This window comes from Novosphingobium sp. UBA6272 (genome assembly GCF_002440635.1).
GTDB lineage: Bacteria > Pseudomonadota > Alphaproteobacteria > Sphingomonadales > Sphingomonadaceae > Novosphingobium.
Window position 1 is genome coordinate 1 of record NZ_DJUW01000015.1, and the last position, 24,407, is coordinate 24,407.

Genomic DNA, 24,407 nt, shown 5'->3' on the forward strand with positions numbered 1-24,407 from the left:
CGGGGGCGGCGGGGGCGGCGGGGGAGGCGGCGGCGGAGGCGGCGGCGGCGGGGGCGGCGGAGCCGCTTCTTCGCCGAAGTTGTACGCCAGCGTCATCAGCAGCGAGTGCGAACGCCAGCGCGAGCTGACGGCGCGGCCAGCGCTGTCGACCATGTCAACATTGTTGACGTTGAACAGGCGATACTTGAGGCCCAGGTCCCAGTGCTTGCTGATCGGGGTGCGAACACCGGCGATCGCCTGCCAGGCGAAACCGCCATCCGAATCGTCGAGCCAGCCCGGACCGGCGCTATTGATCGAAACTTCGTGCTTGACGGTCGCGTAGCCGGCGCCGCCACCAACGAAGCCCTGCAGGCCATCATCGGGACCGAAATCGACCATGCCGTTGACCATGAAGCTCAGCGCGCTGTTCTTGCCGCCGACGTTCGGATCTTCCTGGCGACCGACAAAGCTGTAAGCAGTCGGCTGGGTCAGGGTGCCGGCGTTGGGGATGCGAACCGCGGTGCTGATGCCATCCGGGCTGGTGCCCTTGTAGGCACCTTCAGCTTCAAGCCGGAAGGCACCAAAATCGTAACCGACGATGAAACCGGCATCCGCGCCGATATCGTGATCAACGGTCGTTGCGTTGGGGGTGGTGCCGACATCGAAGTGGGTGTCTTCCAACTTCATGCCGCCGGCATCGAGTTCCACGTACCATGAATCGTCACGCGCCATAGCGGGCGTGGCGAGCATGGTGGTGGCCATGGCCAGCCCTATGATCGTCTTACGCATGTTCAACTTCCCCTTTGTTAAGGATTCGCCTTCAGAAATCTTCCTAGGTCTAACTCTAGCACCCACATTAGGCAAGTTTGGAATTAAGCCAAGGTGTTGCCCTTGTGGCACATAAGCGGTCAAATTTTTCCGAGCGCTGTAAGCCTTTGCGCCCCGAATCGGAACGAAAATGGGGGCGGAATCTTCCGCCCCCATCGGGTGATACGGCAACTGAATCAGCGGCTGATCGTCAAGCTGCGGGAAGCAGCCGCTTTTCCCCGCCAATCCGCAACATCGCCTTTTGCAGCTTTTCGAAGGCGCGCACTTCAATCTGGCGCACGCGTTCGCGGCTGACGTTGTATTCCTGGCTCAGTTCCTCAAGCGTGCGCGGATCTTCGGTCAGGCGGCGCTGGGTCAGGATGTGGCGTTCGCGATCGTTGAGGCTGTCCATCGCTTCAACCAACAGGGCGTGGCGATTGCCGGCTTCCTGCGCGTCCTCGACGATCTGGTCCTGCAGCGGGCCGTTGTCTTCCAGCAAATCCTGCCACTGGCCTTCGCCTTCGTCGTTGAACGAGATGTTGAGGCTGGCATCGCCGCCCATCATCATCCGGCGATTCATGTTGACCACTTCCTGCTCGGACACGCCGAGATCGGTGGCGATCTTCTTGACCTGATCGGGATGGAGATCCGAATCCTCGTAAGCGTCGAGGTTCTTCTTCATCCGCCGCAGGTTGAAAAACAGCTTCTTCTGCGCCGCGGTGGTGCCCATCTTGACCAGCGACCAGCTGCGCAGGATGAATTCCTGGATCGAAGCCTTGATCCACCACATCGCGTAAGTCGCGAGGCGGAACCCGCGCTCGGGCTCGAACTTCTTGACGCCCTGCATCAGGCCGATGTTGCCTTCGCTGATCAGCTCGCTGACCGGCAGGCCATAGCCGCGGTAACCCATCGCGATCTTCGCGACGAGCCGCAGATGGCTGGTGACCAGCTGGGCAGCGGCTTCGGGATCCTGGTGTTCGGCATAGCGCTTGGCGAGCATGTATTCCTGCTCAGCCGTCAGCACCGGGAATTTCTTGATCTCCGCCAGATAGCGGTTCAGCCCCTGCTCGCCGCTGAGGCTGGGGAGGCTGGTTCCGCCCTTTGCGGGCAGTTTAGGTTCGGCCTTGGACATCTGATCAATTCGTCCTTTCATCGTCGGCTCACCCTTGAGGAACCCTTTAGAGGCGTTCCCCGGCGGCAGCCACATGGATTAAAGTGATAACACAATAGCTGTGCTTTAGCTCCTCAATTCGACCAACAGCCCGGCCATATCGGCAGGCAGCTTGCTTTCGAAACGCAAGGCTGCCCCCGTGACCGGGTGGATGAAGCCCAGCACTGCGGCGTGCAGCGCCTGCCGGGCGAAGTGAAGCTGGTTGAGCATCGGCCGAAGCCGCGAGGGAGTGCGTCCATAAACAGGATCCCCCAATAGCGGATGGCCGATTGACGACATGTGAACGCGAACCTGATGAGTCCGCCCGGTTTCCAGCCGGCATTCGACCAGCGCGGCGCCGGCGAAGGTTTCGATCGTCTTGTAATGGGTTACGGCATGTTTGCCGCGCTTGTTGAGGTCGTGCAGCACGGACATTTTCTTGCGGTCATGGTCCGACCGGCCGATCTGGCCCTTGACCGTGCCAGAGGGTGGAACCGGCATGCCTGCGACAACCGCCAGATAGGCGCGTTCGATCGAATGGTCGGCGAACTGCGCGGCCAGCCCTTCGTGTGCCTTGTCGGTCTTGGCGACGACCAGCAGGCCCGAGGTTTCCTTGTCGATCCGGTGGACGATACCCGGCCGTGCGACCCCGCCGATTCCCGAAAGCTGGCCCCGGCAATGGTGCAGCAAGGCGTTGACCAGAGTGCCGTCGAGGTTGCCCGCAGCCGGGTGCACGACCAGCCCGGCTGGCTTGTCGACCACCACCAGGTCGGCGTCCTCGTAAACGATGCTCAGCGGGATATCCTGCGCCGCCGCTTCGGCCGGGATCGTATCGGGCACCCGGATCTCGAACGCGGTTCCGGCATTGGGTTTGAAGCTGGGCTGGCTGGAGGCCTTGCCATCCAGCAGCACCCGGCCTTCGCCCATCAGCGCCTTGACCCGCTCACGCGAAAGCCCGCTGGCATCGGCCAGCGCCTTGTCGAGCCGCAGCCCGCCTTCGGCGATAACGCCGGAAAGGATGGATTCTCCCCCGTTCATTGCTAGCTAGTTGGGGATGGACCTTGAAGTGACAAGTGGCACGATTGCCACACTGCTGGAAGAAGCGACGCGGGCAGATCCGCTGGAATGCTGCGGCGTGCTGCTGGGTGAGGGAAGCCGGATCGGCCAGGCCTTGCCCGCCGCGAACGTCCATCCCGATCCGGCCCGCCATTTCGAGATCGATCCCGCCGTGCTGATCGCGGCGCACCGCGCGGCGCGGGCGGGCGGGCCGCAGGTGCTGGGCTATTACCACTCGCACCCCAACGGCCGGGCCGGGCCTTCGGACGAAGATTTTGCCATGGCCGAGCGGGCAGGTCGCTTTTGGGCAATTATCGCCAATGGCGCTGTGCTGTGGTGGCGCGATGGAGCCAATGGATTCGAACGCCTTTCCAGCCGAGTCGTGGACGGCTAAGGGTGGCCTCAACTTGTATCAGGGGCCCCGATGACCGACACCTCGCTTGATCTTGCCAGCCTGCTCTGTTCGCGCCTGTGCCACGACCTGCTCAGCCCGGTCGGCGCGCTCTCCAACGGGCTTGAACTGCTCGCGGAAGAGCGCGACCCGGAAATGCGCAAGCGCTGCATGGAACTGCTCGAACAGTCGGCCCGGACCAGCGCAGACAAGCTCAAGTTCTTCCGCCTGGCCTTCGGCGCGGCCGGGGGCTTCGGGGATACGGTGCCGGTCGAAGAGCCCAAGGCGCTGATCGACGCGCTGGTCGCCGGGAACGAGCGGATCAAGCTCAACTGGTCGCTGGGGGTGCCGGTCCTGCCCAAGCCCGCGGTCAAGGTGCTGCTCAACCTCGCCCACATCGGGATCGAGGCACTGGTCCGCGGCGGAACGCTGGATATCGGCGCAGAACTGCGCGACGGGGCGAGCGAAATCGTGATCCGCGCATCCGGGCCCAAGATCGCCTTCGATCCGGTGATCGGCCGGGCGATCGACGGAGTGCTCGAAGCGGGCGAACTGACCAGTCGTACGGCACCCGCGCACATGATCCAGCAGCTTGCGGCCGGGATCGGCGGCGGCCTGCAATATGCCCTGTCCGACGATGCCCTGGTGATGGGTGCGGTGCTGCCGGGGTGATCCATCGAGACGCGCCTTCGCGACGCCGCTGCGCGGCTCCTCAGTCGCTCCTCAGGATGAGCGGACCTGGGCTGAACGCTCATCCTGAGGAGGGACTGAGCTTGACGAAGGCCCGTCTCGAAGGACCGTCGAGGCGCACGGCATGACCGAGTTGATCCACTTCGAGAATCCCTCGCCCAACTGGAACGAGCGGGAATTGCCGATCTCGATGGTGGTGCTGCATTACACCGGCATGCCGAGCGGGGCCGAAGCGCTGGAGCGGATGTGCAGCGAGGAAGGCGGGGTTTCCGCACATTACATGATCGACGAGGACGGCACCGTCCACCGCCTGGTGCGCGAAGACCGCCGTGCCTGGCATGCCGGCAAGAGCTTCTGGCGCGGGATCACCGACATCAATTCGGCCTCGATCGGGATCGAACTGGTCAATCCCGGGCACGAGTGGGGCTATCGCCCGTTCCCCGACGCGCAGATGGAAGCGCTGCTGCCCTTGCTGGCCGACATGGTCCAGCGCCACGACATCCCCCGCGCCAACGTGGTCGGCCATTCTGACATTGCGCCGACCCGCAAGGACGATCCCGGCGAACTGTTCGACTGGGACCTGCTCGCCGCCCACCGCCTCGCGCTGCGCACTCCGCGCGTGACCATGCCCAGCCCGTTCGAGAATGACGGCGCGTTTTTCCTGGGGCTTGAGCGCTGGGGCTATGACATCTCCGACCCCCAGGCCGCGATGCGCGCGTTCCAGCGCCGCTGGCGGCCGCACATCATCGACGGGGTGGTCGACGGCGAGTGTTCGGCGATCCTGTTTTCTTTGTTGTTGGATCGCGACAGCGGGAAGACGCGGTAGCAACACTAGAGGAAGCACCGGTGCACATCGATTATTCCAATGTCGCTACTCGTGATGACCTTTTGGGGCACGTCGAGACAGGAAGTCTCGTGAAGATGTTCCTGCTGCCTGAGATATTTGGTGGCGAAGACCGTAAGGAAAACGTAGTTTTTGTTCCGCCTTTTGCCGTTGATCAAAAAGAGGAGCTCGATAGCAATACAATTCGAGACTTGATTATGCAAAGGAAGATAAATTCCTATGAAGCTATCCCCTCATTTGTGGGAGACAGTTTGGTGCCATCGTTCGTGACGGTGAAGGTGCACGGACCAGAGTATTTTGTTTTCGTCATAAAGGTTTGGAGCGAGAGAGGTGCAGCTTAGGCTAGGCACGCGTCGAACATTGTTTCAACCAGTTCGCTTGCGGCTCTAAGATCGTTGCTCTAGTCTCATGACCGCCAGGGGGCCGGGCAGCCGCGGGGTTCGTTTGAACCGCGAGGAAAGTCCGGGCTCCACGAAACGAGGGTGGCGGGTAACGCCCGCCGGGCGACTTGCTTGCAGGGAAGCCCAGGGAAAGTGCCACAGAGAGCAAACCGCCTCCTTCGACAGGCTCAGGATGAGCGGGTCGCGGAAGGTAAGGGTGAAAGGGTGCGGTAAGAGCGCACCGGGGCCCTGGTAACAGGGCTCGCACGGCAAACCCCACCCGGAGCAAGACCGAATAGGGGCGGCGCGCTGGTTCGCAAGGATCAGTTGGTGTGTTTCGCATCGACCGCCCGGGTTGGTCGCTTGAGCCTTGTGGCGACACAAGGCCTAGAGGAATGGCTGCCAGCGGGGATACGGTCTCTTGTGGGATACCGTCCGCGCTACAGAACCCGGCTTACAGGCCCCCTGGCGAATACCTGAAAGGCCCGAGCAGACCCATGCGCACCCGGCAAAGCATCTGCGCCAGGAAGGCCCGCTACCCCAGCCGCGAAGCCGCGCAGCTGGTTGCCGCCGAAGCGGAATTGCCGCTGCGGGCCTACCGCTGCGAACGTTGCTGGCAGTTTCACCTGACCAGCCGGATCAAATGCCGATAAGAGGCCCTAAGGCCGCCCGACACTCACGTACGTAAACCCCTTGGCCCGCACTTCGGCGGGGTCATAGACATTGCGCAGGTCGACCAGCACCGGGGCCTTGGCGATCCGCTTGATCCGGTCGAGGTCGAGCGCGCGGAAGGCGTCCCATTCGGTGACGATCACGGTCGCGTCGGCGCCTTCAATCGCGGCATAGGCGTTCTTCTGCATCGCCACTTCGGGCATCAGCGGCGCGGCCAGCTCCATTCCTTCGGGGTCATAGCCGGCCACTTCCACCCCGGCGTCGCTGAGCGCCAAGGCGATCGCGATGCTGGGCGCGTCGCGCATGTCGTCAGTGTTGGGCTTGAAGGTCAGGCCGAGCAGCGCGACCTTCTTGCCGCGCGCCGCGTCCATGCCGCCCAGCGCCTCGATCACCTTGCGGCCCATTGCGCGCTTGCGGGCATCGTTGACCTTGACCACTGCCTCGACGATCCGGGTCGGCGCCTCATAGTCCTCGGCGGTCTTGAGCAGGGCCAGCGTATCCTTGGGAAAGCACGATCCGCCATAGCCGGGACCGGCGTGGAGGAACTTGGAGCCGATCCGCCCGTCCATCCCGATCCCGCGGCTGATGTCCTGCACATCCGCGCCAACCTTTTCGCACAGGTCGGCCATCTCGTTGATGAAGGTGATCTTGACCGCGAGGAAGGCATTGGCGGCGTACTTGATCAGCTCGCTGGAGCGCCGGCTGGTGAACAGGATCGGGCTCTTGTTGAGGAACAGCGGGCGATAGACCTCGGTCATCACGCTGCGTGCCCATTCATCCTCGGTGCCGACGACGATCCGGTCCGGGTGCTTGAAATCGCCGATCGCCGCGCCTTCGCGCAGGAATTCGGGGTTGGAGGCAACCGCGAACTTCGCGCCGGGGCCCGCCTCGGTCAGGATCCGCTCAACCTCGTCGCCGGTGCCGACCGGGACGGTCGACTTGGTGACGATCACGGCGTCGCTCTTCAAATTTGCACCGACTTCCTCGGCCACGGCGTAGACATAGGACAGGTCGGCATGGCCATCGCCGCGGCGGCTGGGAGTGCCGACCGCGATGAAGATCGCGGCGGCGCCATCGATCCCTTCGGAAAGGTCGGTGGTGAAAGTCAGCCGCCCGGCCTTGACGTTCGAGCCGACCAGTTCGGCGAGGCCAGGCTCATAGATCGGCATGACCCCGGCCTGCAGGCTTTCGATCTTGGCCGGGTCCTTGTCGATGCAGACCACGTCGTGGCCAAAATCGGCAAAGCAGGCCCCCGAAACCAGCCCGACATAGCCCGAGCCGACCATCGCAATCTTCATGACAAACTCCTTTGCGACACGGACACCGTGCCGCCCTCTTCGCGGGCTTCGATCAGCCAGCGGCTGGTTCCTTCGAGGCCGAGCGCGGTCAGCCTGCCCGAGGCATAGGCCCCGGTATCGATCCCGATCCGGCTGGGGGCCAGTTCGGCATCATCGTAGATCGTGTGGCCATAGACCACGGTCACGCCCAGATTGTCGCGGGCGGTGGTGAAGGGTTCGCGGATCCAGCGCAGATCGCCGACGCGCTGTTCTTCCAGCGGCACGCCCGGACGGATTCCGGCATGGACGAACAGATAGTCCCCGATCCGGATCATGTCCTCCATGCCGCGCATGAAAGACAGGTCCTCGGCCGGCAGGGCGGCGCGGATCAGGTCCTGGGTCTGGGCCAGGGTAGCTTCGGCATAGGCCTGGGCATCGACCGGATAGGACAGGATCGTTTCGCGCCCGCCATAGCGCAGGAAGTGGCGCAGCACGTCTTCCTTCTCCAGCGCGTCGAGGAACATTTCTTCGTGATTGCCCATCAGCGCGCGCAGCGGGCGGCGCTCCTGCCAGGCGCGGGCCAGCCGCAGCACCCCGGCGCTGTCCGGTCCGCGGTCAACCAGATCGCCCAGCAGGACCACGGTGGTTTCGGCATTTCCGCGCGCCACGTCGTCGGCATCGACCGCGGCGGATAGCGCGGCGAAGAGGTCGGCCCGGCCATGCACGTCGCCCACCGCATAGACCCGCTGCCCGGCCGGGACCGCGGCAGGCGGAGCGCTCTCGGCGGCGCCGAACAGATTGCGAAGCTTGGATAACATCGGGCAGGCTCGTTTCGGCGCTGCCTATAGACCCGGCATTGTTAACGGACAATGGCAGTGGCGGGGCAGTGGCACCGGCGTTGCGGGAATGTCACAGTCGGGCCGCTCTGCGCAATGAAATGTCACATTCGGTCTTGTGCAGTGCAGCAAAAGTGTGCTGAAGCAAATTCGTCCAAGGCGATGCTCCCCGGCAATGAGGGATCACGCGGTGGGCGCAGGTGGGACGAAGCTTGAAGAACAATCGAAGGAAGATTGCCATGCTCACGTCCGTCCGCGGCCTTCTCGCCGCTTCTCTGATCGTTGGCTGCGGATTGGCCGCCACTCCCGCATTTGCTGACGAAACCGATCCACCAGCCGAAGTTACCATCACTGGCAACGTTGCAATGGTGACCGATTACCGCTTCCGCGGCATTTCCTACACCGCTGGCGATCCGGCCGTGCAGGGTTCGATCAACATCAACCACAAGAGCGGCCTTTATGCCGGCGTCTGGGCTTCGAACCTCGAAGATTCGGCCGTCTATGGTTCGCTTGAAACCGATTTCTACGCCGGCTGGACCGGTCCGGTCGCCGATGGGCTGACCGCCGATGTCGGCCTGGTCTACTACGTCTATCCCAACGGCAACGTTGGCGATGGCAACGTGTTCGAACCCTATGCCTCGCTGACCAAGACGCTCGGCCCGGTCTCGGCCAAGGTTGGCGTCAACTATGCCTGGAAGCAGGATTCGCTGGGCGGTGACGATAACGTTTACGTCGCGACCGACTGGACTTTGGGCGTGCCCAACACCCCGGTTTCGATCGCTGCGCACCTCGGCTATTCCGATGGCGCGCTTTCGCCCAAGGTGCTGACCGGCGCCGGCCCGGGTGGCGGCTGGGATTACTCGGTCGGAGCCAGCTATGCGATCACCAAGAGCCTGTCGGCCAGCGTCACCTATGTTGGCGTCGACGGCACCTCGATCGACAGCTTCTCGAACGATGCGGTCGTCGCTCAGCTGAAGTACGCGTTCTAGGCTGCACGCCCCATCACAACGAAAGGCCCGCTCCGGATTGCCGGGGCGGGCCTTTTCACGGTAGGAGGCGGCATGACCAAATTCCTCCACTCCATGATCCGGGTCACCGATCCGGACGCGACCATCGCCTTCTTCGACCTGATCGGGGTGAAGGAAGTCCGACGCTATGAAAGCGCGCAAGGCCGTTTCACGCTGATCTTTCTGGCCGCACCCGGCGAGGAAGGGGTGGCCGAGGTCGAGCTGACCTACAATTGGCCGCCCGAGGATGGTGCTGGCGAGAGCTACACCGGTGGCCGCAACTTCGGCCATCTCGCTTACCGGGTCGAGAATATCTACGAGACCTGCGCTGCGTTGCAGGCGGCGGGCCATATCATCCACCGCCCTCCGCGCGATGGACACATGGCCTTCGTCAAGTCGCCCGACGGGATTTCGGTCGAGCTGCTGCAGGACGGCAACCTGCCGCCGCAGGAACCGTGGGCGAGCATGGAGAACGTCGGGAGCTGGTAAGGGCTAGCCTGGCGCAATCTCGATGCTGCGGGCCTTGACCAGCCGAAACAGCAACGCGATCGCCAACAAAAGCAAGCCGATGCTCACGGGCAATTTCAGCAAGGGATGCGGCCAAAGTTCGGAAGGGACGAGCCAGACCAGATGCGGCGCAGCGATTGCGGCAAGTAGCGCCAGCCAGCCCTGCCAGGTGATCGGCACATAGCGAAAGCGCTTGCGCCGCGGGACCCAGTACTTGCCGAACCAGGCAGGCCGGTCGCTCATTGTCGCGCCGCCGCAAACCGCAATGCGCCATAGCCCGCCAACGCCGAAAGCAGCGAGCCGAGCAGCACGCCCAACTTGGCCTCATCGACCAAGTCCGGGCTGGCCGGAAAGCCAAGCTGGGCGATGAACAGGCTCATCGTGAAGCCGATCCCGCACAGCAGTGCCATGCCCCACAGCTGGGTCCAGCTGGCCCCGGCGGGGAGCTGCGCCAGGCGAAACCGCTGCGCGCCCCAGATCGCGCCGAGGATTCCGGCTTGCTTGCCCAGGAACAGCCCCAGCGCGATGCCCAGCGGCAGCGGCGCGAGGACATCGGTCAGCGCCAGCCCGGTCACAGCCACCCCGGCATTGGCAAAGCCGAACAACGGCACGATCAGATAGGCGCTGAGCGGCGCCATCGCATGCTCCATCCGCAGCAGCAGGCTGTCGCCCTGCCGATCGAGCCTGATCGGCACAGTCAACGCAGCGAGCACACCGGCGACCGTGGCATGGACGCCCGAGTGGAGCACGGCAAACCACAGCGCCGCTCCGGCCAGAACGTAAGGCCAGCCGCGATTAACGCCCGTGCGGTTGAGCAAGGCCATCCCGGCAAGGATCGCTCCGGCCAAAGCCAACCAGCCGAGCTTGAGCGTCGCGGTGTAGAACAGCGCGATGATTGCTACCGCGCCCAGATCGTCGACGATCGCCACGGTCAGCAGGAACAGCCGCAGGCTGGGCGGCGCGCGCTTGCCGATCAGCGCCAGTACGCCCAGCGCAAAGGCGATGTCGGTCGCCGCAGGGATCGCCCAGCCGGGCTGGAGCGCGGGATCGCCCTGCGTCACGGCGACAAAGACCAGCGCCGGAACCGCCATCCCGGCAGCCGCGGCCAGCACTGGCAGGCGGCGGCGGGCCGGGCTGGCGAGTTCGCCGTCCAGCACCTCGCGCTTGATCTCCAGTCCGACCACGAAAAAGAACAGCGCCATCAAGGCATCGTTGATCCACAGGTGCAGCGTGTTCAGCTTGGCTATCGGGCTCCACCCCAGCGGATCGTGGAACAGCGCGTGATAGCCATGGGCAAGCGGCGAATTGGCCGCGATCATTGCTGCGATGGCGACCATGATCAAAAGCACGCCCGCGCCCGCCTCGCCCCCAAACAGACGGATGGAAAGGCTGGCCAACGGTGCAAAGGGGCGGCGGATGCGGTTCATGCCCGCCTGATTGCCGAGCAGACAGCGATTTGCAATCGAATCCGGATCGGATCAGGTCGGTCAGATCGGTGTCCCGAATTCGCACAACTTGCGCCGACACACTATTATTTCGTAAATATTCAAAAAACCGCATCCGAATTCGATTTGTTCGCGCTGTTGTGCGTTGCATGCCGGTCAGCATGGCGATAGGCTGATTTCTTCTTTGGCAAGCTACAGGGGCCGCAGAACACGATGAACGGGGCGGGATCGGGATGGCAGTCCCTGGTCGAGGGGCTGATGCTCTTCGAGCATGAACTGCTGGCCTTCGCTGCGTTCTGGTTCTGCATCGGCCTGATTGATGAATTCGCGATCGATCTTACCTGGTTGTGGCTGCGCCTGACCGGCAAGATCAGGACAGAACGGCTGCCTGTCGGTTATGGCGCGGAGCCGCTGTCAGGCCCTGCCGCGGTGATGATCCCGGCGTTCCAGGAATCGGCCGTGATCGGGACCACAGTGGCGCATATGCTGGCCTCTTGGCCGCAGCGCGAACTGAGGATCTATGTCGGCTGCTACCGCAACGATCCGGCAACCCTGTTGGCTGCCAGTGCTGCGGCAGAGGGTGATCCCAGGGTGCGGATCGTGGTCCACGGTGCCATTGGGCCGACCACCAAAGCAGATTGCCTCAACCGGCTCTACCGCGCGCTGGAAGATGACGAAGCCCGAAATGGGCGCCGCTTTGCCAGCGTGATTCTGCACGATGCCGAAGACATGGTTCACCCCGCCGCTTTGCAGGCGATCGATTCGGCGCTGGTCATGCGTGATTTCGTCCAGCTGCCGGTCCGGCCCGAGCCGCAGCCCGAATCCCGCTGGATCGCCGGACACTATTCCGATGAGTTTGCCGAAAGCCATGCCAAAGGCATGGTGGTGCGCGCGGCGATGAATGCCCCGCTGCCTGCAGCCGGGGTCGGATGCGGGGTTTCGCGAAATGCCTTGGGCGAACTTGCCGCGCGCCGAACCGCCGACGGAGAGGCTGGACCCTTTGCACCGGATTGCCTGACCGAGGATTACGAGCTTGGTCTGGTCATGTCACAAGGCGGACGCGGTAGTGCCTTCGTTCGGGTGCGCGATGATTCGGGTGCGCTTGTTGCCACCGGATCTTTCTTCCCCTGCAAGCTCGATTCCGCCGTTCGCCAGAAAACCCGCTGGATCCACGGAATTGCCTTGCAAGGCTGGGATCGAATGGGCTGGGGCAACAATTTCGTTGAGCGCTGGATGGCGCTGCGCGATCGGCGCGGTCCGCTTACCGCGGTGGTGCTGGCCGCAGCCTATTTGTTGTTGGTGATCGATGCGGTGCTCTTGGGCTTTTCCTTTGCCGGATATGGCTCGCCGCGCAGCCTGTCGCTGGCGCTGACTGTTATGCTCGGGGCCAGCTTTGCCGGGTTCCTGTGGCGATCGGTGCTTCGATTTTTGTTTACCGCACGGGAATACGGCCTGGCCGAAGGCTGCCTGGCGGTGATGCGGATTCCGGTCGCAAATATCATCGCGATCATGGCCGGTCGGCGGGCTCTCGTCGCCTATTTCCGCTCACTCCGCACCGGCAAGGTGGTGTGGGACAAGACCACGCACGAATTGCATCCGGCCAGTTCGGCCTTGCGACAGGTGCAGGCATGAAGCTGCCATCACGCAGCGCTCGTCGCGGCCAACCCTTAACGGCGCTGGCGATCCTGCTGCTCGGCTGGGTTGGGGCACGAACCGCGCTTTGGGCCGCGCTGCCCCAGGATGCCGCTGAGCCGGTCGCCTTGATCGAGCCGGTGGAGGGCCAGCCGGGCGCTTCCGCAAAAGCGGCGCCCGCTGCGCCGCAAGCTATGCAACGGCGGATTACCCCGCAAAAAGAACACCATGCGGCTGAACCGCCTGCACTGCCGGTCACCAGCATTCCGCTCGATCCGTCTGCCGCACCGAAAACCCAGATCGAGGAGCCGGTCCCGCCGCGGATCGCGGCTGGTCATCAGTTGCTGTACATGGCTGCGATGGCGGACATGCCGCTGCCAGACGATGCGGTCGCTGCTGACCAAGGGCAGATGACGGCTTCACCGCCGGTTCCCTATTTGCCGACAGCACGCCGTCAGGCACAACACTGGTCGGCCGATGGCTGGATCCTGTGGCGCGAAGGAGGCAACGGTTTCAACCTTCCCGGCGCGGGTCTGCCCGGCGCCAGCCTGCCATCGGGGGCCTATGGCTCTAGTCAAGTAGGTATAGTCCTGCGCTATCGGCTCAGTCCCGACAGCAACCTGCGCCCGACACTGTATTTGCGCGCCAGCAGTGGGCTCTATCGTCCGCGCGGCGAGGAGCTGGCACTTGGGCTGGCGGTACGACCTTTGTCTAAGCTGCCAGTGGCATTGATGGCCGAAGGCCGAGTCACCCGCACGGCCATCGGCGATGACGTGCGACCGGCCTTTGCTGCGGTGACCGAATTGCCGCCGGCCAGGCTTCCGCTTGGTCTGCGCGGTGAGGCTTATGGTCAGGCTGGCTGGGTTGGCGGCAAGGACAAGACCCCGTTTATCGATGGCCAGCTGCGGATCGACAAGGCAGTTGCAGGAAGCGACAAAGGCGAATTCCGGCTGGGTGGCGGGGCCTGGGGCGGGGCGCAGAAGGGCGCATCTCGGCTCGATATGGGCCCAAGTGCCAGCTTCGACTTGCCGGTCGGAAGCGTCCGGACCCGGCTCAGCGCTGACTACCGCTTCCGCGTTGCCGGTGATGCGGCGCCGGGTTCAGGCGTAGCCGTCACCTTTTCTGCGGGTTTCTAGGTCCACAGGCCTTTTTTTGGCCGTCTGGGCGGTCTAGACCTCTCGGCAACAGATGGACGTCTATCTTCCGATTGCCAACCTTGCGGTCAACGGCCTGGTCATCGTCGCGCTTGGCGCGCTGACGGGCATCCTCTCGGGCATGTTCGGCGTGGGCGGCGGGTTCCTGACCACGCCGTTGATGATCTTTTATGGCATCCCGCCAACGGTCGCCGCCGCCTCTGCCGCCAGCCAGGTGACCGGGGCCAGCGTGTCCGGCGTTCTGGCTCACACCAAGCGCGGCGGTGTCGATTACCAGATGGGTGGAGTCATGGTCGCCGGCGGGATCATCGGCACCGCGATTGGCGCCGTGCTGTTCCGCCTGCTGCAGGAACTGGGCCAGATCGACGTGGTGATCAACGTGCTCTATGTCGCGCTGCTGGGCGGGATCGGCTATGTCATGGCCAAGGAAAGCTGGCAGGTTCTGCAGGCGCAGAAAACCGGCGTTCCGCTGCCCGCGCGCAAGCGCCGCCATCACCCGATGGTCGCCAGCCTGCCGCTGCGTTGGCGGTTCTACCGCTCGGGGCTCTACATCTCTCCGCTTGCGCCGTTGTTGCTGGGCGTATTCACCGGTATTCTGACCATGCTGATGGGGATCGGCGGTGGCTTCGTACTGGTCCCGGCCATGCTCTACATTCTGGGGATGAGCGCCAACGTGGTGGTCGGCACGTCGTTGTTCCAGATCCTGTTCGTGACCATGACCACCACGATGATGCACGCGATGACCACCCGCGCGGTCGATATCGTCCTCGCTGCCTTGCTGCTGATCGGTTCGGTTTCAGGGGCGCAGATCGGTGCCCAGATCGCGCAGAAGATCCCGGCGGAGAAGCTGCGCTTTGTCCTCGCGGCGGTCGTCCTCTTGGTCGCACTGCGGATGGCGCTGGGGCTCGGCTGGCAACCGGACGAGATCTATACGGTGAACCTGTCATGAGGGCGCTGATCGCCTTGCTCTGCCTGCTGGTGCTGACCGGCGCGCGCGATCCGATCCTGGTGCCAGAAGTCTCGCAGCATGAAGTGCAGGTGCGGCAGGGCTTCCGCGGCACCGAGCTGCTGCTGTTCGGCGCGATCCTGACCCCGGAAGGGACCCGCGCCGGTCAGGATTATGATATCGTAGTGGTGTTGAAGGGACCGACCAATTCGATTGTGCTGCGCGAGAAGCAGCGCATCGCCGGAATCTGGGTCAACGCCGAAAGCACCGAATTCCGTTCGGCTCCGTCCTTCTTTGCGGTCGCCTCGTCGCGGCCGATCCCCAAGATCGTCGATGACAAGACCGCCGCAATTTACGAACTGGGCCTGCCCTGGCTGCAGCTTTCCCCGATCGGGGCATTCGATCCCAAGGAGCAGGCGCGCTTCTCGACCGGGCTGGTCGACCTGATGCAGCGCGAGGGGCTCTACAAGGACGATCCGCGCGGGGTGAAGGTATCCGAGCAGGTGCTGTATCAGGCGCGGATCGCGCTGCCCTCCAATGTCCAGACCGGGACCTATACCGCCGAAACCTTTGCCATCACCAAGGGCCGGGTGGTCGCCTCGGCGATCAGCCGGGTCGAAGTCAAAAAGCAGGGGTTCGAGCGAGCGGTTGCCCAGTTCGCTGAATATAACGGCTTCTTCTATGGACTGATCGCGGTCGCGTTGTCGGTTGCGATGGGCTTTCTGGCCGGGCGGCTGTTCGCGCTGGTCTAGCGCGATTTAGCCCTATTTTAACCCCTTAAGCATAAGCAGATGCAGCCTGCACAAAGCAGGTGCGAAGGGGTCGATTTCTGCGATGAACGATATGAACGCGAGCGGTTTCGGGGCAGCACGGGCGGCACAGCCGAACGAGATTCCGGCGGATGCCGCGCAGGCTGCGGCTTCGGCCCAGCAGTTCGACAATGCCCGCGAACCGATCGGCATCGTGCTGGAAATCGCCGGCTCCGGATCGGCCATCGCGCTCGACCTTCAGCGCCTGCAGGAATGCGGCGGCGACCTTGATCCCTCGATCGCGCTGGCCGGCCAGGTCGGCAGCCAGATCAAGATCCGGGTCGGCAAAGGCTGGCTGCTCGCCTCCGTCCGCACCCAGCGCCAGGATGCCAAGACCCCGGGCGGGATCATGGCCCAGATCGACTTCCTTGGCGAAGGTGACGAAGAACGGCTGACTGGCCGGATCCACAGCTTCCGCCGCGGTGTGACGCGCTATCCGATCCCGGGTGCACTGATCTATCCCGCGACCAGCAACGATCTGCGCCAGATCTATGCCAGCGACGGACGGACCTCGATCCAGGTCGGCACCGTGTTCCCGACCAAGGACATCCGCGCCGGGCTCTACATCGATTCGATGCTCGGCAAGCACTTCGCGCTGCTCGGCTCGACCGGTACCGGCAAATCGACCAGCGCGGCGCTGATCCTGCACCGGATCTGCGAGCATGCCCCCGAAGGGCACATCGTGATGATCGACCCGCACGGTGAATATTCGGCGGCGTTCAAGCAGACCGGCATGATCTTCGACGTGTCGAACCTCAACATGCCCTACTGGCTGATGAACTTTGAAGAGCACTGCGAAGTCTTCCTGACCTCGAGCGGCAATGACCGCCAGGAGGACATGGACATTCTTTCGAAGTGCCTGCTCGCCGCGCGTTCCAAGAACCGGCTGGCCGAAACCATGGGCAAGATCACTGTCGACAGCCCGATCCCCTATCTGCTGTCCGATCTGACCAACATGATCCAGACCGAGATGGGCAAGCTCGACAAGGCGACCAGCTCTGCGCCGTTCATGCGGATCAAGAACAAGATCGACGAACTCAAGGCCGATCCGCGCTTCCAGTTCATGTTCTCGGGCATGCTGGTCGGCGATACGATGGCCGAATTCATCGCCAAGATCTTCCGCATGCCCAGCCGCGGCAAGCCGATCTCGATCATCGACGTTTCGGGCGTCCCGTCGGACATCACCAGCACCGTGGTCGCCGTGCTCAGCCGCATGGTCTTCGACTTTGCGATCTGGGCGCGCGATGAGAAGACCCGGCCCGTGCTGCTGGTCTGCGAAGAAGCGCACCGTTATGTCCCGAACGAGAAGAACGCGGATGGTTCCTCGGTCGGCCGGATTCTCAGCCGGATCGCCAAGGAAGGCCGTAAATACGGCGTCAGCCTGGGCCTGATCACACAGCGGCCGTCGGACCTTGCCGAAGGCGTGCTGTCGCAGTGCGGCACGATCATCTCGATGCGCCTCAACAACGACCGCGACCAGGCCTTCGTCAAGGCCGCCATGCCCGAAGGCGCGCGCGGCTTCCTCGATTCGATCCCGGCGCTGCGCAACCGCGAATGCATCATCTGCGGCGAAGGCGTCTCGATCCCGATCCGCGTGGCCTTTGACGAGCTGGAGGAAATGAAGCGTCCGGCCTCGGCCGACCCCAGCATTTCCGAGCTGTGGCAATCGAGCGGCGGCGAAGAGGAAATGGTCCTGCGCACCGTCCAGCGCTGGCGCGCCCAGGGGCGTTAACTTTTGCCGGTGCGCTCATTGCATCCGCAATGAGCTTAGCCTGGCCGGCCAGGCCAGGAAAAGCCGGATGGCTTTTCCGCACCGCCGTGAGGCGCCAAACATCTACAACACCACGGCGTTGCCCAGGCTCGCCGCGCCGACCCGCGCTCTCATCAGCTTGCGCCACGGGGCGAGGAAGTACACCGCCAGGGTCAGCAGCATCGACAGGACCGAGCTCAGCAGGAACGAATACCACAGCGCGTCCGGCCCGATCAGCGGGTAGAGCAGGTAATAGGCCCCCAGACGCACTCCGTACATCGACGCGAACAGCACCAGCAGCTGGGCATAGATCACGCCATAGGCGCGCAGGGTGCCGAACAGCACGATCGTGATCCCGAACGGCAGATAGGTCCAGATCGCCAGGTCCTGGATATGCAGCGCGGCCGGAACCGAGGGGCTGCCCGCGCCCAGGAAAAGTTCCAGCACCGGCCGGTCGAACGGCACCAACGCGGCGATCATCACCCCGGTCATCGCCAGGTTGGCCAGGCTGCCGGCCTTGCTGATCGCATCGACCCGGTCTTCGCGCATTGCCCCGATATGCTGGGCGACCATCGCGCTGACCGCGCCGCCGATCGCCATGGCCGGCATCCCGATATAGTTCCAGACCTGCAGCAGCGCGCCATAGGCGGCGGCGGTGACCACGCCTTCGCGGTTGACCAGCCCGATCATGATCACCCCCGCGCCCGAGATGATCAGCATCTGCGCGCCCATCGGCAGGCCCTTGGCCAGCAGGTAGCGGGTCTGTTCGCGCGCCGGGATCAGCCAGCGCAGCTCGGCCCCGCGCAGCCGCAGCGGCAGGTCCTTGCCATAGATCCACGCGATCATCGCACCAAAGCCGATCGCGGTGGCGATCACCGTCGCCCAGGCCGATCCGGCGATGCCCAGCGCCGGAAACGGCCCCCAGCCCAGGATCAGCAGCGGGTTGAGTGCCACGTCGAGCACCGTCGCCAGGATCATGAAGCGCAGCGGCGTCGCAGCGTCCCCGGCTCCGCGCAGCCCCATCGCGATCATCGTCGTGATCGTTGCCAGCGGGTTGGCGATGAACACCACCTGGAGATAGGCCAGCGCTTGCCCACGCGCCGCACCCGGAGTTGCCAGCCAGTCGAGCAGCACATGGGCATAGAGAATCCCGCCAATCGTGGTGATCAGCGCGATGGCCCCGGTCAGCCCCAGCGCGGTGCCCAGCACCCGCCGCGCCGCGATCACATCATGCGCGCCCCACGATTGCCCGATCTTGACGGTTGCGGCCATGCCGAAGCCGAACACCAGCGCGAACAGCAGGAACATGATGATATTGGCATTGGCGGTCGCCGCCAGCGCCTGATCGCCGAGCAGCTGCCCGACCCAGATCGCGTTGATCGAGCCGTTGAGGCTTTGCAGCACGTTGCCGACCAGCTGCGGCAGGGCAAAGACCAGCAGGGTCCGCGCCAGCGGCCCCTGGGTCAGATCGCCGCGCAAGGGGCCGGAATTGGGGAGTTCGTCGCTCATGTTCCGCGGGTATCCCCGTAAAGATGGATGTGCAGCCTGTCCGAAAGGCGCAGGCCATGTTCCAGCGCCAGCGGGGCGAGCCAGCGCTCGCGCTCCCGCAGTTTGGCGCTGCCGGTCCCTTCGGGCATGACGAAGGTGCGCGCCCGGTCGATCCCGTGGGCCTCGATCAGCGCGAGGACCTCAGCCAGGTCATCCGGCTCGGCGACCACGAATTTGAACCAGGCGCGGACATCTTTAGCCCAGGCCTCCAGACGCTCGGGAAGCAGGGCCAGATCGGCCGGATTGCCCGAATGGGCCAGCTTGGGGCTGACATTGTACTGGGCCACCAAGGGATCGAGCGCGGCATGCGGGGCGACCGTGCCGTTGGTCTCGATCTCCACGCTGATCCCGGGAAGCAGCGCCACCATCCGCGCCAGCGCCGCGCCTTGCAGCAGCGGTTCGCCCCCGGTGATCACCAGCCGGTCCTGCCCCAGTGCCGCGATCCGCGCGGCCACCTCGGCTTCGTCCAGCGTGACCTGATTGGCCTTGCGATCGAAGGCCGTGCCATCGCGGTGCGGGCGATTATCGCCTTCGAACCGCCAGGTATAGGCGGTGTCGCACCAGGTGCAGGCGAGGTTGCAGCGGCTCAGCCGCACAAAGGCCACCGGCCGCCCCAGGCTCGGCCCTTCTCCCTGCAGCGAGGCGAAGATTTCCGGATCGCCCGGGGTGGTGGTGGCGAGTGTTAGCATGGCGCGGGGTCTTTGGCAGATTTGATGCGCATAGGACAGTCCCCGTGCTTGCACCGCCGCGCCTACCCTTCCTCGTCGCCCCGGGCATGACCCGGGGCTTGGCTGCCTTCTCCGACGCAGCCGCAGGGCGAGAGGTCCCGAAGAACAAGCCCAGCCCCGGATCAAGCCCGGGGCGACGGTTGGATTGTTTTGGAAGGACGGCTTACCCCAACCGCGCCAGCGCCGCTGCCAGCCACTCGGTTTCGGCTGTTAAAATAGGGGACTTGCGTTAGCCTAAATATCGGTTGCGACGAAGGTGCGCGGCTTGAACGCGGCAAAGCCACCTTCGAGCAGGTCGTCGAGCGCTTCGGGCAGGCCATTCTCCGCGCGCCACGCGAGATATCGCTGATAATGCTCGGGCGATTCCCAGTACTCGACCAAGGTAAGGGTATCAGTCTCAGGATGCAGATGCGTTTCGAGAGAGTGGCAGCCGTCGAATGCGCGTGTATCGGGCAGGGCAGCGCGCAGGGCAGCCTCAAGCTCGCTGAACTTACCTTGCTTTGCCGGAAAATCGGCGATGACGAGTGTCTTCATGGTATCCCCTTCCGCATCGCGACAAGCCGGTTCTACCAATGAAAGCGAATATAGGCGAATCCCAACTACCCCAACCGCGCCAGCGCCGCCGCCAGCCGCTCAGCTTCGGCGGCGTGCATGGCATGGTCGGCGCGGGCCTTTTCGACGGCTTCGGGCTTGGCCTTTTCGACGAAACTGGGGTTGGACAGCCGCCCTTCGAGCGACTTGGCCTCCTTGGTCGAGGCCTCCAATGCCTTGGCGAGGCGGGCCTTTTCGGCTTCGATGTCGATCACGCCTTCAAGATGCATATTGAAAGTCGTTCCCTTGACGACGATCGCCACCGCACCGCGTTTTGCGGCTTCGTCCAAGACCCACGACTTGTCAGGATCTGCCGCACTCGCCCGGGTAGCTTCAACGTTCAGCGACACCTTTGTCATCCGGAAAATGGCTGGCTCGTTGCGCTCCAGCAGCGCCACGGTGTTGAAGTCTGCAAAGGCGGTGGTGACAGCGGGAGTAGCACTCCACGGAATGCCGAATTCTGTTCGGATAGACCGAACCGAAGTAACGAACTCAATCAACAACTCCACCTCAGCCTTCGCCTCGGCATCAACCCCAACCCCCGGCTCGGGCCACTTCGCGGTGATCAGCGGATAGTTCGCCCGGTCGCCCAGCTTGGACCACAGCTCTTCGGTCACGAACGGCATGAACGGGTGGAGCATCACCAGGATCTGGTCGAGCACCCAACCGGCCACCTTGCGGGTTTCGTCCGCCAGGTCCCCCTCCCGCAGGCGCGAGGGGTTAGGGGTGGGTGTGTTAGAACTTGGCGCATCGTCGCCGACTGGCCCACCCCCGACCCCTCCCGCCTGCGGGAGGGGAGAGAGGACGGGCTTCACCAGCTCCAGATACCAATCGCAGAACTGGTCCCAGACGAAGTGATAGACCGCATTGGCCGCCGCATCGAAGCGCAGGTCGGCCATGGCCTTGTCGAGCTCGGCCAGGGTTTCGACGACTTCGCCGATGATCCACTTGTTGACCGCTGCGGTCGCAACCGGGGCGGCGATCGAACTGCTGCCGCCGATGCCATTGCTCTGGCAGAACCGCGCCGCGTTCCACAGCTTGGTCGCGAAGTTGCGGTACCCTTCGACCCGCTTCTCATCCATCTTGATGTCGCGGCCCTGGCTTTCCATCGCCGCCATGAAGAAGCGCAGCGCATCGGCGCCATACTGGTCGATCAGGCCGAGCGGATCGACCACGTTGCCCTTGGACTTCGACATCTTCTGCCCGTCCGGCGCGCGGACCAGGCCATGCAGGTAGAGCCGCGGCCAGGGGTTCTGCCCGGTCATCGCCTGCCCCATCATCATCATCCGCGCATCCCAGAAGAACAGGATGTCGAAGCCGGAGATGAGCAGGTCATTGGGGAAGTGGCGGGCCAAAAGCCCCTCCCGCTTGCGGGAGGGGTTTGGGGTGGGTGAGTCAGAGCCTATCGCGCCATCGCCGACTGGCCCACCCCCGACCCCTCCCGCAAGCGGGAGGGGGGATTCTTCCGGCCAGCCGAGTGTGGCGAAAGGCCACAGTGCGGAGGAGAACCAGGTATCGAGGACGTCGCGATCCCGGAAAATGTGCGGTCCGTGGCCATTTGCGTCAGAACCTCGATCCGGGGTTCTCAGTTCCTCCTCACTTGTCTCGCTATCGAAGACCCGGACCGGACCCAACGGTTCGCCATTGGCATCCTTGAACTGCCCGTAGTAGCGGCTCGCTTGTTCGATTGCTTCTGCTTCGGTTTCGGCAACGAACACCTGCCAGTTCGGATCGCCTTTTCCGGCAATGATGCAATCAGCGCCAAGGCCATACCACGCCGGAATCCGGTGGCCCCACCACAGCTGGCGGCTCACACACCACGGCTGGATGTTTTCCATCCAGTTGAAGAAGGTCTTTTCCCAGCTCTTCGGCACGATTTCCACCGCGCCGCTTTTCACCGCCTCGATCGGCTTGGCGGCCAGCACTTCGGCGTTCACGTACCACTGGTCGGTCAGCCAGGGCTCGATCACCACCCCGCCGCGATCGCCGAACGGGGTCGCGATGGTGCGCGGTTCGAAATCGGCCTGAACCTCTTCGCCATCCTTGTCCCTGGTCACGTGCGGGATCAGGAAGCCCGCTTCCTTCATGCGGCTCACGACCAGATCGCGCGCGACGAAGCGGTCGAGCCCGAGGAACTCTTCCGGGACCAGCCCGTCGGCGGTCTGGACCACGCGGGCTTCGGCATCGAACATGTTGAGCATGTCGGCGGGCTTGATCCCGGCGCGCTTGCCCACTTCGAAGTCGTTGAAGTCATGCCCCGGGGTGATCTTGACCACGCCGCTGCCGAGTTCCGGGTCGGCGTGTTCGTCGGCCACCACCTTGAAGCGGCGGCCGGTGATCGGCTGGAGGATCTCCTTGCCGATGTCTGCCTTGTAGCGTTCGTCCTCGGGATTCACCGCCACGGCCATGTCGGCCAGCATCGTTTCAGGCCGGGTGGTCGCCACCTCGACATGGCCGGAGCCGTCGGCAAAAGGATAGCGGAAGCGCCAGAAGCCGCCTTTGACCTCGTGGGTCTCGACCTCAAGGTCGGAGATCGCGGTCTTGAGCTTGGGGTCCCAGTTGACCAGCCGCTTGTCGCGGTAGACCAGGCCCTGATTGTAGAGATCGACGAAGACCTTCACCACGGCCTTGGTGAAGTGCGGGTCCATCGTGAACTGTTCACGCGACCAGTCCATCGAGCAGCCGAGGCGGCGCAGCTGGCGGGTGATCGTGCCGCCGCTTTCGTGCTTCCATTCCCAGACCTTGGCCACGAAATCCTCGCGGCTGTAATTGGTGCGCTTGTCCTGCCGCGCTTCGAGCTGGCGTTCGACCACCATCTGCGTCGCGATCCCGGCATGGTCGGTGCCGACCACCCACAGCGCATCCTTGCCGCGCAGCCGCTCGTACCGGATCACCACGTCCTGCAGCGTGTTGTCGAGCGCGTGGCCGATGTGCAAGGACCCAGTGACGTTGGGCGGCGGGTTGACGATGGTGAACGGCTGCGCATCCGGACGTTCCGGGCGGAACAGGCCGTTCGTTTCCCAGTGTGCGTACCACTTCGCCTCGATCGCGGCGGGGTCGAAAGTCTTGTCGAGCATGTTGTCGGTCATATCGAGGCGGCCTTTGCCAGCGGGGCGAGGCTGGTGCAACTTTTTGGTTCACGCAGAGGCGCAGAGAAGAAAAGGGAGGCGCAGAGAGTCTGTAAGCGCCGCAGGCAATCGATTCCAACCTTGCCAAGGTTGGGGTCGAGGGTTCGAATCCCTTCGCCCGCTCCAGTTTTTTCATTAAAAATAAATGTGTTATAAGGTTCCGAAAGGGCCTTCGATTGCTTACACTCACCTTTGGAGCGATAGCTGTAAACAGGATGTAAGCGAGGCGAACCGTTTCGCTTGTGCGCTGAATTGTTTCACTTGGTTCTTAAGGCCGCTTGAATGACGTGTGTGGCGCTACACTCTTCGGCGAACCTTCTCAAAAGCCAGAGTGTACATTTCTGTCAGTGCAATTTGACGGCCCGCACTGACTGGCAATGACGCCGATCGTTGGATGAAACTGAACCACCTTCCCACCCAAAGGCAAAGAGCATGGGGGGGTCGAGATTGCCGTAGCCGCGCCCCGGATTGGGCCTAGAGCATTCTGCGATTAATCTGCAACGTATCCTGCTTCTTTGAGGTAGTTCCAGCATTCGCCGGGTGAGTAGAGGTCGCAGATCGATCCGACGGCCTGCCACAGGGCCTCGATGGTTCGGGCCTTTGCCTTGCGCAGATGGGCCTTGAGCTTTGAGAATGCCATTTCGATGGGATTGAGGTCGGGGCTGTAGGGCGGCAGGTAGAGGAACCATGCGCCGCGCTGCTTGAGGATGGCGCTGGCTTTTTCGCTCCTGTGGCTGGAGAGGTTGTCGAGGATCACCATGTCGCCCGGTTTGAGCGTCGGGGCGAGCTGGGTCTCGACCCAGGCCTCGAAGATCTGCCGGTTCATCGGGCGGTCGATCACCCATGGCGCGGTGAGGCCATCATGACGCAGCGCGGCAATGAACGTCTGCGTTCCCCAGTGACCGAACGGCGCCTTCATCCTGAGCCGCTGTCCGCGCCGCGCTCGGCCGCGCAACCGGGTCATCTTGGTGGTGGTGCCGGTCTCGTCGACGAACACCAGCCGTTCCGGGCGGCGGCGCATCCATGGCTGGCGATGAACCCGCCAGACCCGCCAACATAGGGAATTTTAAGCGCCCACAT

Annotated in this window: 23 protein-coding genes, 1 other RNA gene and 1 pseudogene; 13 read left to right on the forward strand and 12 right to left on the reverse strand. The window is 63.7% G+C overall.

The features are described 5' to 3' along the window. The 3 genes from B2V17_RS06895 to B2V17_RS06905 form a co-directional block, all read right to left on the reverse strand. A partial coding sequence (locus B2V17_RS06895; protein ID WP_292996517.1) for an outer membrane protein occupies window positions 1–768 on the reverse strand: 768 nt, incomplete at its 3' end. Between the two features lie 229 nt (window positions 769–997). Beyond that, entirely contained in the window at window positions 998–1,918 is a 921-nt protein-coding gene (gene rpoH, locus B2V17_RS06900) for an RNA polymerase sigma factor RpoH (RefSeq protein ID WP_292996519.1), read from the reverse strand. Window positions 1,919–2,023: 105 nt separating this feature from the next. After that, complete coding sequence (locus B2V17_RS06905) at window positions 2,024–2,974, reverse strand: RluA family pseudouridine synthase (protein ID WP_292996521.1); 951 nt, start codon at window positions 2,972–2,974, stop codon at window positions 2,024–2,026. 16 nt (window positions 2,975–2,990) lie between these two features. On the opposite strand from B2V17_RS06905, the gene B2V17_RS06910 reads away from it, so the two are divergent. The 6 genes from B2V17_RS06910 (at window position 2,991) to B2V17_RS06935 (ending at window position 5,950) form a co-directional block, all read left to right on the forward strand. Next, a complete protein-coding gene (locus tag B2V17_RS06910; protein WP_292996523.1) occupies window positions 2,991–3,386 on the forward strand; it encodes a M67 family metallopeptidase in 396 nt (131 codons plus the stop codon). A gap of 30 nt (window positions 3,387–3,416) precedes the next feature. Next, a complete protein-coding gene (locus B2V17_RS06915) occupies window positions 3,417–4,055 on the forward strand; it encodes a histidine phosphotransferase family protein (protein ID WP_292996525.1) in 639 nt (212 codons plus the stop codon). A gap of 142 nt (window positions 4,056–4,197) precedes the next feature. Further along, the gene (locus B2V17_RS06920; protein ID WP_292996527.1) at window positions 4,198–4,899 is read left to right on the forward strand and encodes an N-acetylmuramoyl-L-alanine amidase; all 702 of its coding nucleotides are present in this window, start codon (window positions 4,198–4,200) and stop codon (window positions 4,897–4,899) included. Between the two features lie 20 nt (window positions 4,900–4,919). After that, a complete protein-coding gene (locus B2V17_RS06925; protein ID WP_292996529.1) occupies window positions 4,920–5,258 on the forward strand; it encodes a hypothetical protein in 339 nt (112 codons plus the stop codon). Window positions 5,259–5,332: 74 nt separating this feature from the next. Further along, window positions 5,333–5,770: RNase P RNA component class A (rnpB, locus tag B2V17_RS06930), an RNA gene on the forward strand. Between the two features lie 24 nt (window positions 5,771–5,794). Continuing rightward, on the forward strand, window positions 5,795–5,950 hold the full coding sequence (locus B2V17_RS06935; protein WP_292996531.1) for a hypothetical protein: 156 nt from the start codon (window positions 5,795–5,797) through the stop codon (window positions 5,948–5,950). A gap of 6 nt (window positions 5,951–5,956) precedes the next feature. Here B2V17_RS06935 and B2V17_RS06940 read toward each other — a convergent pair whose 3' ends face one another. Both B2V17_RS06940 and B2V17_RS06945 read right to left on the reverse strand, forming a co-directional pair. Continuing rightward, entirely contained in the window at window positions 5,957–7,267 is a 1,311-nt protein-coding gene (locus B2V17_RS06940; protein WP_292996533.1) for a UDP-glucose dehydrogenase family protein, read from the reverse strand. Continuing rightward, the gene (locus B2V17_RS06945) at window positions 7,264–8,064 is read right to left on the reverse strand and encodes a metallophosphoesterase family protein (protein ID WP_292996535.1); all 801 of its coding nucleotides are present in this window, start codon (window positions 8,062–8,064) and stop codon (window positions 7,264–7,266) included. The genes B2V17_RS06940 and B2V17_RS06945 overlap by 4 nt, the downstream gene beginning before the upstream one ends. A 257-nt stretch (window positions 8,065–8,321) precedes the next feature. Here B2V17_RS06945 and B2V17_RS06950 point away from each other — a divergent pair, with 257 nt between their 5' ends. Next, entirely contained in the window at window positions 8,322–9,071 is a 750-nt protein-coding gene (locus B2V17_RS06950) for a TorF family putative porin (RefSeq protein ID WP_292996537.1), read from the forward strand. Window positions 9,072–9,143: 72 nt separating this feature from the next. Then, window positions 9,144–9,578 (forward strand): VOC family protein, encoded by a 435-nt coding sequence (locus B2V17_RS06955; RefSeq protein WP_292996539.1) that lies wholly within the window; start codon window positions 9,144–9,146, stop codon window positions 9,576–9,578. A gap of 3 nt (window positions 9,579–9,581) precedes the next feature. On the opposite strand, the gene B2V17_RS06960 is transcribed toward B2V17_RS06955, so the two are convergent. Then, window positions 9,582–9,839 (reverse strand): hypothetical protein, encoded by a 258-nt coding sequence (locus B2V17_RS06960; RefSeq protein WP_292996541.1) that lies wholly within the window; start codon window positions 9,837–9,839, stop codon window positions 9,582–9,584. Then, window positions 9,836–11,023: a Na+/H+ antiporter NhaA gene (gene nhaA, locus B2V17_RS06965; protein ID WP_292996543.1), complete on the reverse strand. Its 1,188-nt coding sequence runs from the start codon at window positions 11,021–11,023 to the stop codon at window positions 9,836–9,838. The genes B2V17_RS06960 and nhaA overlap by 4 nt, the downstream gene beginning before the upstream one ends. A gap of 276 nt (window positions 11,024–11,299) precedes the next feature. Here nhaA and B2V17_RS06970 point away from each other — a divergent pair, with 276 nt between their 5' ends. From B2V17_RS06970 to B2V17_RS06990, 5 genes are all read left to right on the forward strand, one after another. After that, on the forward strand, window positions 11,300–12,673 hold the full coding sequence (locus tag B2V17_RS06970) for a glycosyl transferase family protein (RefSeq protein ID WP_292996545.1): 1,374 nt from the start codon (window positions 11,300–11,302) through the stop codon (window positions 12,671–12,673). After that, window positions 12,670–13,809, forward strand: a complete 1,140-nt coding sequence (locus B2V17_RS06975; RefSeq protein ID WP_292996547.1) for a hypothetical protein — start codon at window positions 12,670–12,672, stop codon at window positions 13,807–13,809. The genes B2V17_RS06970 and B2V17_RS06975 overlap by 4 nt, the downstream gene beginning before the upstream one ends. 52 nt (window positions 13,810–13,861) lie before the next feature. Then, window positions 13,862–14,776: a sulfite exporter TauE/SafE family protein gene (locus B2V17_RS06980; protein ID WP_292996549.1), complete on the forward strand. Its 915-nt coding sequence runs from the start codon at window positions 13,862–13,864 to the stop codon at window positions 14,774–14,776. Next, window positions 14,773–15,525, forward strand: coding sequence for a TIGR02186 family protein (locus B2V17_RS06985; protein WP_292996550.1), 753 nt, complete (start codon window positions 14,773–14,775; stop codon window positions 15,523–15,525). Before B2V17_RS06980 ends, B2V17_RS06985 begins: the two co-directional genes overlap by 4 nt. A gap of 82 nt (window positions 15,526–15,607) precedes the next feature. Further along, complete coding sequence (locus B2V17_RS06990; protein ID WP_414690773.1) at window positions 15,608–17,314, forward strand: ATP-binding protein; 1,707 nt, start codon at window positions 15,608–15,610, stop codon at window positions 17,312–17,314. Window positions 17,315–17,416: 102 nt separating this feature from the next. Here the strand turns inward: B2V17_RS06990 and B2V17_RS06995 are convergent, their stop codons facing one another. From B2V17_RS06995 to B2V17_RS07015, 5 genes and pseudogenes are all read right to left on the reverse strand, one after another. After that, on the reverse strand, window positions 17,417–18,841 hold the full coding sequence (locus B2V17_RS06995; RefSeq protein WP_292996551.1) for an MATE family efflux transporter: 1,425 nt from the start codon (window positions 18,839–18,841) through the stop codon (window positions 17,417–17,419). Continuing rightward, window positions 18,838–19,569 carry a 7-carboxy-7-deazaguanine synthase QueE gene (locus B2V17_RS07000; RefSeq protein ID WP_292996553.1) on the reverse strand — a complete coding sequence of 244 codons (732 nt, stop codon included), beginning with the start codon at window positions 19,567–19,569 and terminating at the stop codon, window positions 18,838–18,840. The genes B2V17_RS06995 and B2V17_RS07000 overlap by 4 nt, the downstream gene beginning before the upstream one ends. A gap of 273 nt (window positions 19,570–19,842) precedes the next feature. Continuing rightward, complete coding sequence (locus B2V17_RS07005) at window positions 19,843–20,142, reverse strand: putative quinol monooxygenase (protein WP_292996555.1); 300 nt, start codon at window positions 20,140–20,142, stop codon at window positions 19,843–19,845. A gap of 65 nt (window positions 20,143–20,207) precedes the next feature. After that, window positions 20,208–23,288 carry a valine--tRNA ligase gene (locus B2V17_RS07010; RefSeq protein ID WP_292996557.1) on the reverse strand — a complete coding sequence of 1,027 codons (3,081 nt, stop codon included), beginning with the start codon at window positions 23,286–23,288 and terminating at the stop codon, window positions 20,208–20,210. 529 nt (window positions 23,289–23,817) lie between these two features. Further along, window positions 23,818–24,372, reverse strand: a pseudogene (locus tag B2V17_RS07015) (IS630 family transposase); the annotation flags it as partial. Window positions 24,373–24,407: the final 35 nt, after the last annotated feature.

Coding starts and splice junctions, on each gene's coding strand:
- nhaA (WP_292996543.1), bottom strand. CDS start 11,023: ATGAACCGCATCCGCCGCCCCTTTGCACCGTTGGCCAGCCTTTCCATC.
- B2V17_RS06980 (WP_292996549.1), top strand. CDS start 13,862: ATGGACGTCTATCTTCCGATTGCCAACCTTGCGGTCAACGGCCTGGTC.
- B2V17_RS06985 (WP_292996550.1), top strand. CDS start 14,773: ATGAGGGCGCTGATCGCCTTGCTCTGCCTGCTGGTGCTGACCGGCGCG.
- B2V17_RS07005 (WP_292996555.1), bottom strand. CDS start 20,142: ATGAAGACACTCGTCATCGCCGATTTTCCGGCAAAGCAAGGTAAGTTC.
- B2V17_RS06905 (WP_292996521.1), bottom strand. CDS start 2,974: ATGAACGGGGGAGAATCCATCCTTTCCGGCGTTATCGCCGAAGGCGGG.
- B2V17_RS06960 (WP_292996541.1), bottom strand. CDS start 9,839: ATGAGCGACCGGCCTGCCTGGTTCGGCAAGTACTGGGTCCCGCGGCGC.
- B2V17_RS06990 (WP_414690773.1), top strand. CDS start 15,608: ATGAACGATATGAACGCGAGCGGTTTCGGGGCAGCACGGGCGGCACAG.
- B2V17_RS06945 (WP_292996535.1), bottom strand. CDS start 8,064: ATGTTATCCAAGCTTCGCAATCTGTTCGGCGCCGCCGAGAGCGCTCCG.
- B2V17_RS06910 (WP_292996523.1), top strand. CDS start 2,991: ATGGACCTTGAAGTGACAAGTGGCACGATTGCCACACTGCTGGAAGAA.
- B2V17_RS07000 (WP_292996553.1), bottom strand. CDS start 19,569: ATGCTAACACTCGCCACCACCACCCCGGGCGATCCGGAAATCTTCGCC.
- B2V17_RS06975 (WP_292996547.1), top strand. CDS start 12,670: ATGAAGCTGCCATCACGCAGCGCTCGTCGCGGCCAACCCTTAACGGCG.
- B2V17_RS06920 (WP_292996527.1), top strand. CDS start 4,198: ATGACCGAGTTGATCCACTTCGAGAATCCCTCGCCCAACTGGAACGAG.
- rpoH (WP_292996519.1), bottom strand. CDS start 1,918: ATGTCCAAGGCCGAACCTAAACTGCCCGCAAAGGGCGGAACCAGCCTC.
- B2V17_RS06970 (WP_292996545.1), top strand. CDS start 11,300: ATGCTCTTCGAGCATGAACTGCTGGCCTTCGCTGCGTTCTGGTTCTGC.
- B2V17_RS06995 (WP_292996551.1), bottom strand. CDS start 18,841: ATGAGCGACGAACTCCCCAATTCCGGCCCCTTGCGCGGCGATCTGACC.
- B2V17_RS07010 (WP_292996557.1), bottom strand. CDS start 23,288: ATGACCGACAACATGCTCGACAAGACTTTCGACCCCGCCGCGATCGAG.
- B2V17_RS06950 (WP_292996537.1), top strand. CDS start 8,322: ATGCTCACGTCCGTCCGCGGCCTTCTCGCCGCTTCTCTGATCGTTGGC.
- B2V17_RS06915 (WP_292996525.1), top strand. CDS start 3,417: ATGACCGACACCTCGCTTGATCTTGCCAGCCTGCTCTGTTCGCGCCTG.
- B2V17_RS06940 (WP_292996533.1), bottom strand. CDS start 7,267: ATGAAGATTGCGATGGTCGGCTCGGGCTATGTCGGGCTGGTTTCGGGG.
- B2V17_RS06955 (WP_292996539.1), top strand. CDS start 9,144: ATGACCAAATTCCTCCACTCCATGATCCGGGTCACCGATCCGGACGCG.
- B2V17_RS06935 (WP_292996531.1), top strand. CDS start 5,795: ATGCGCACCCGGCAAAGCATCTGCGCCAGGAAGGCCCGCTACCCCAGC.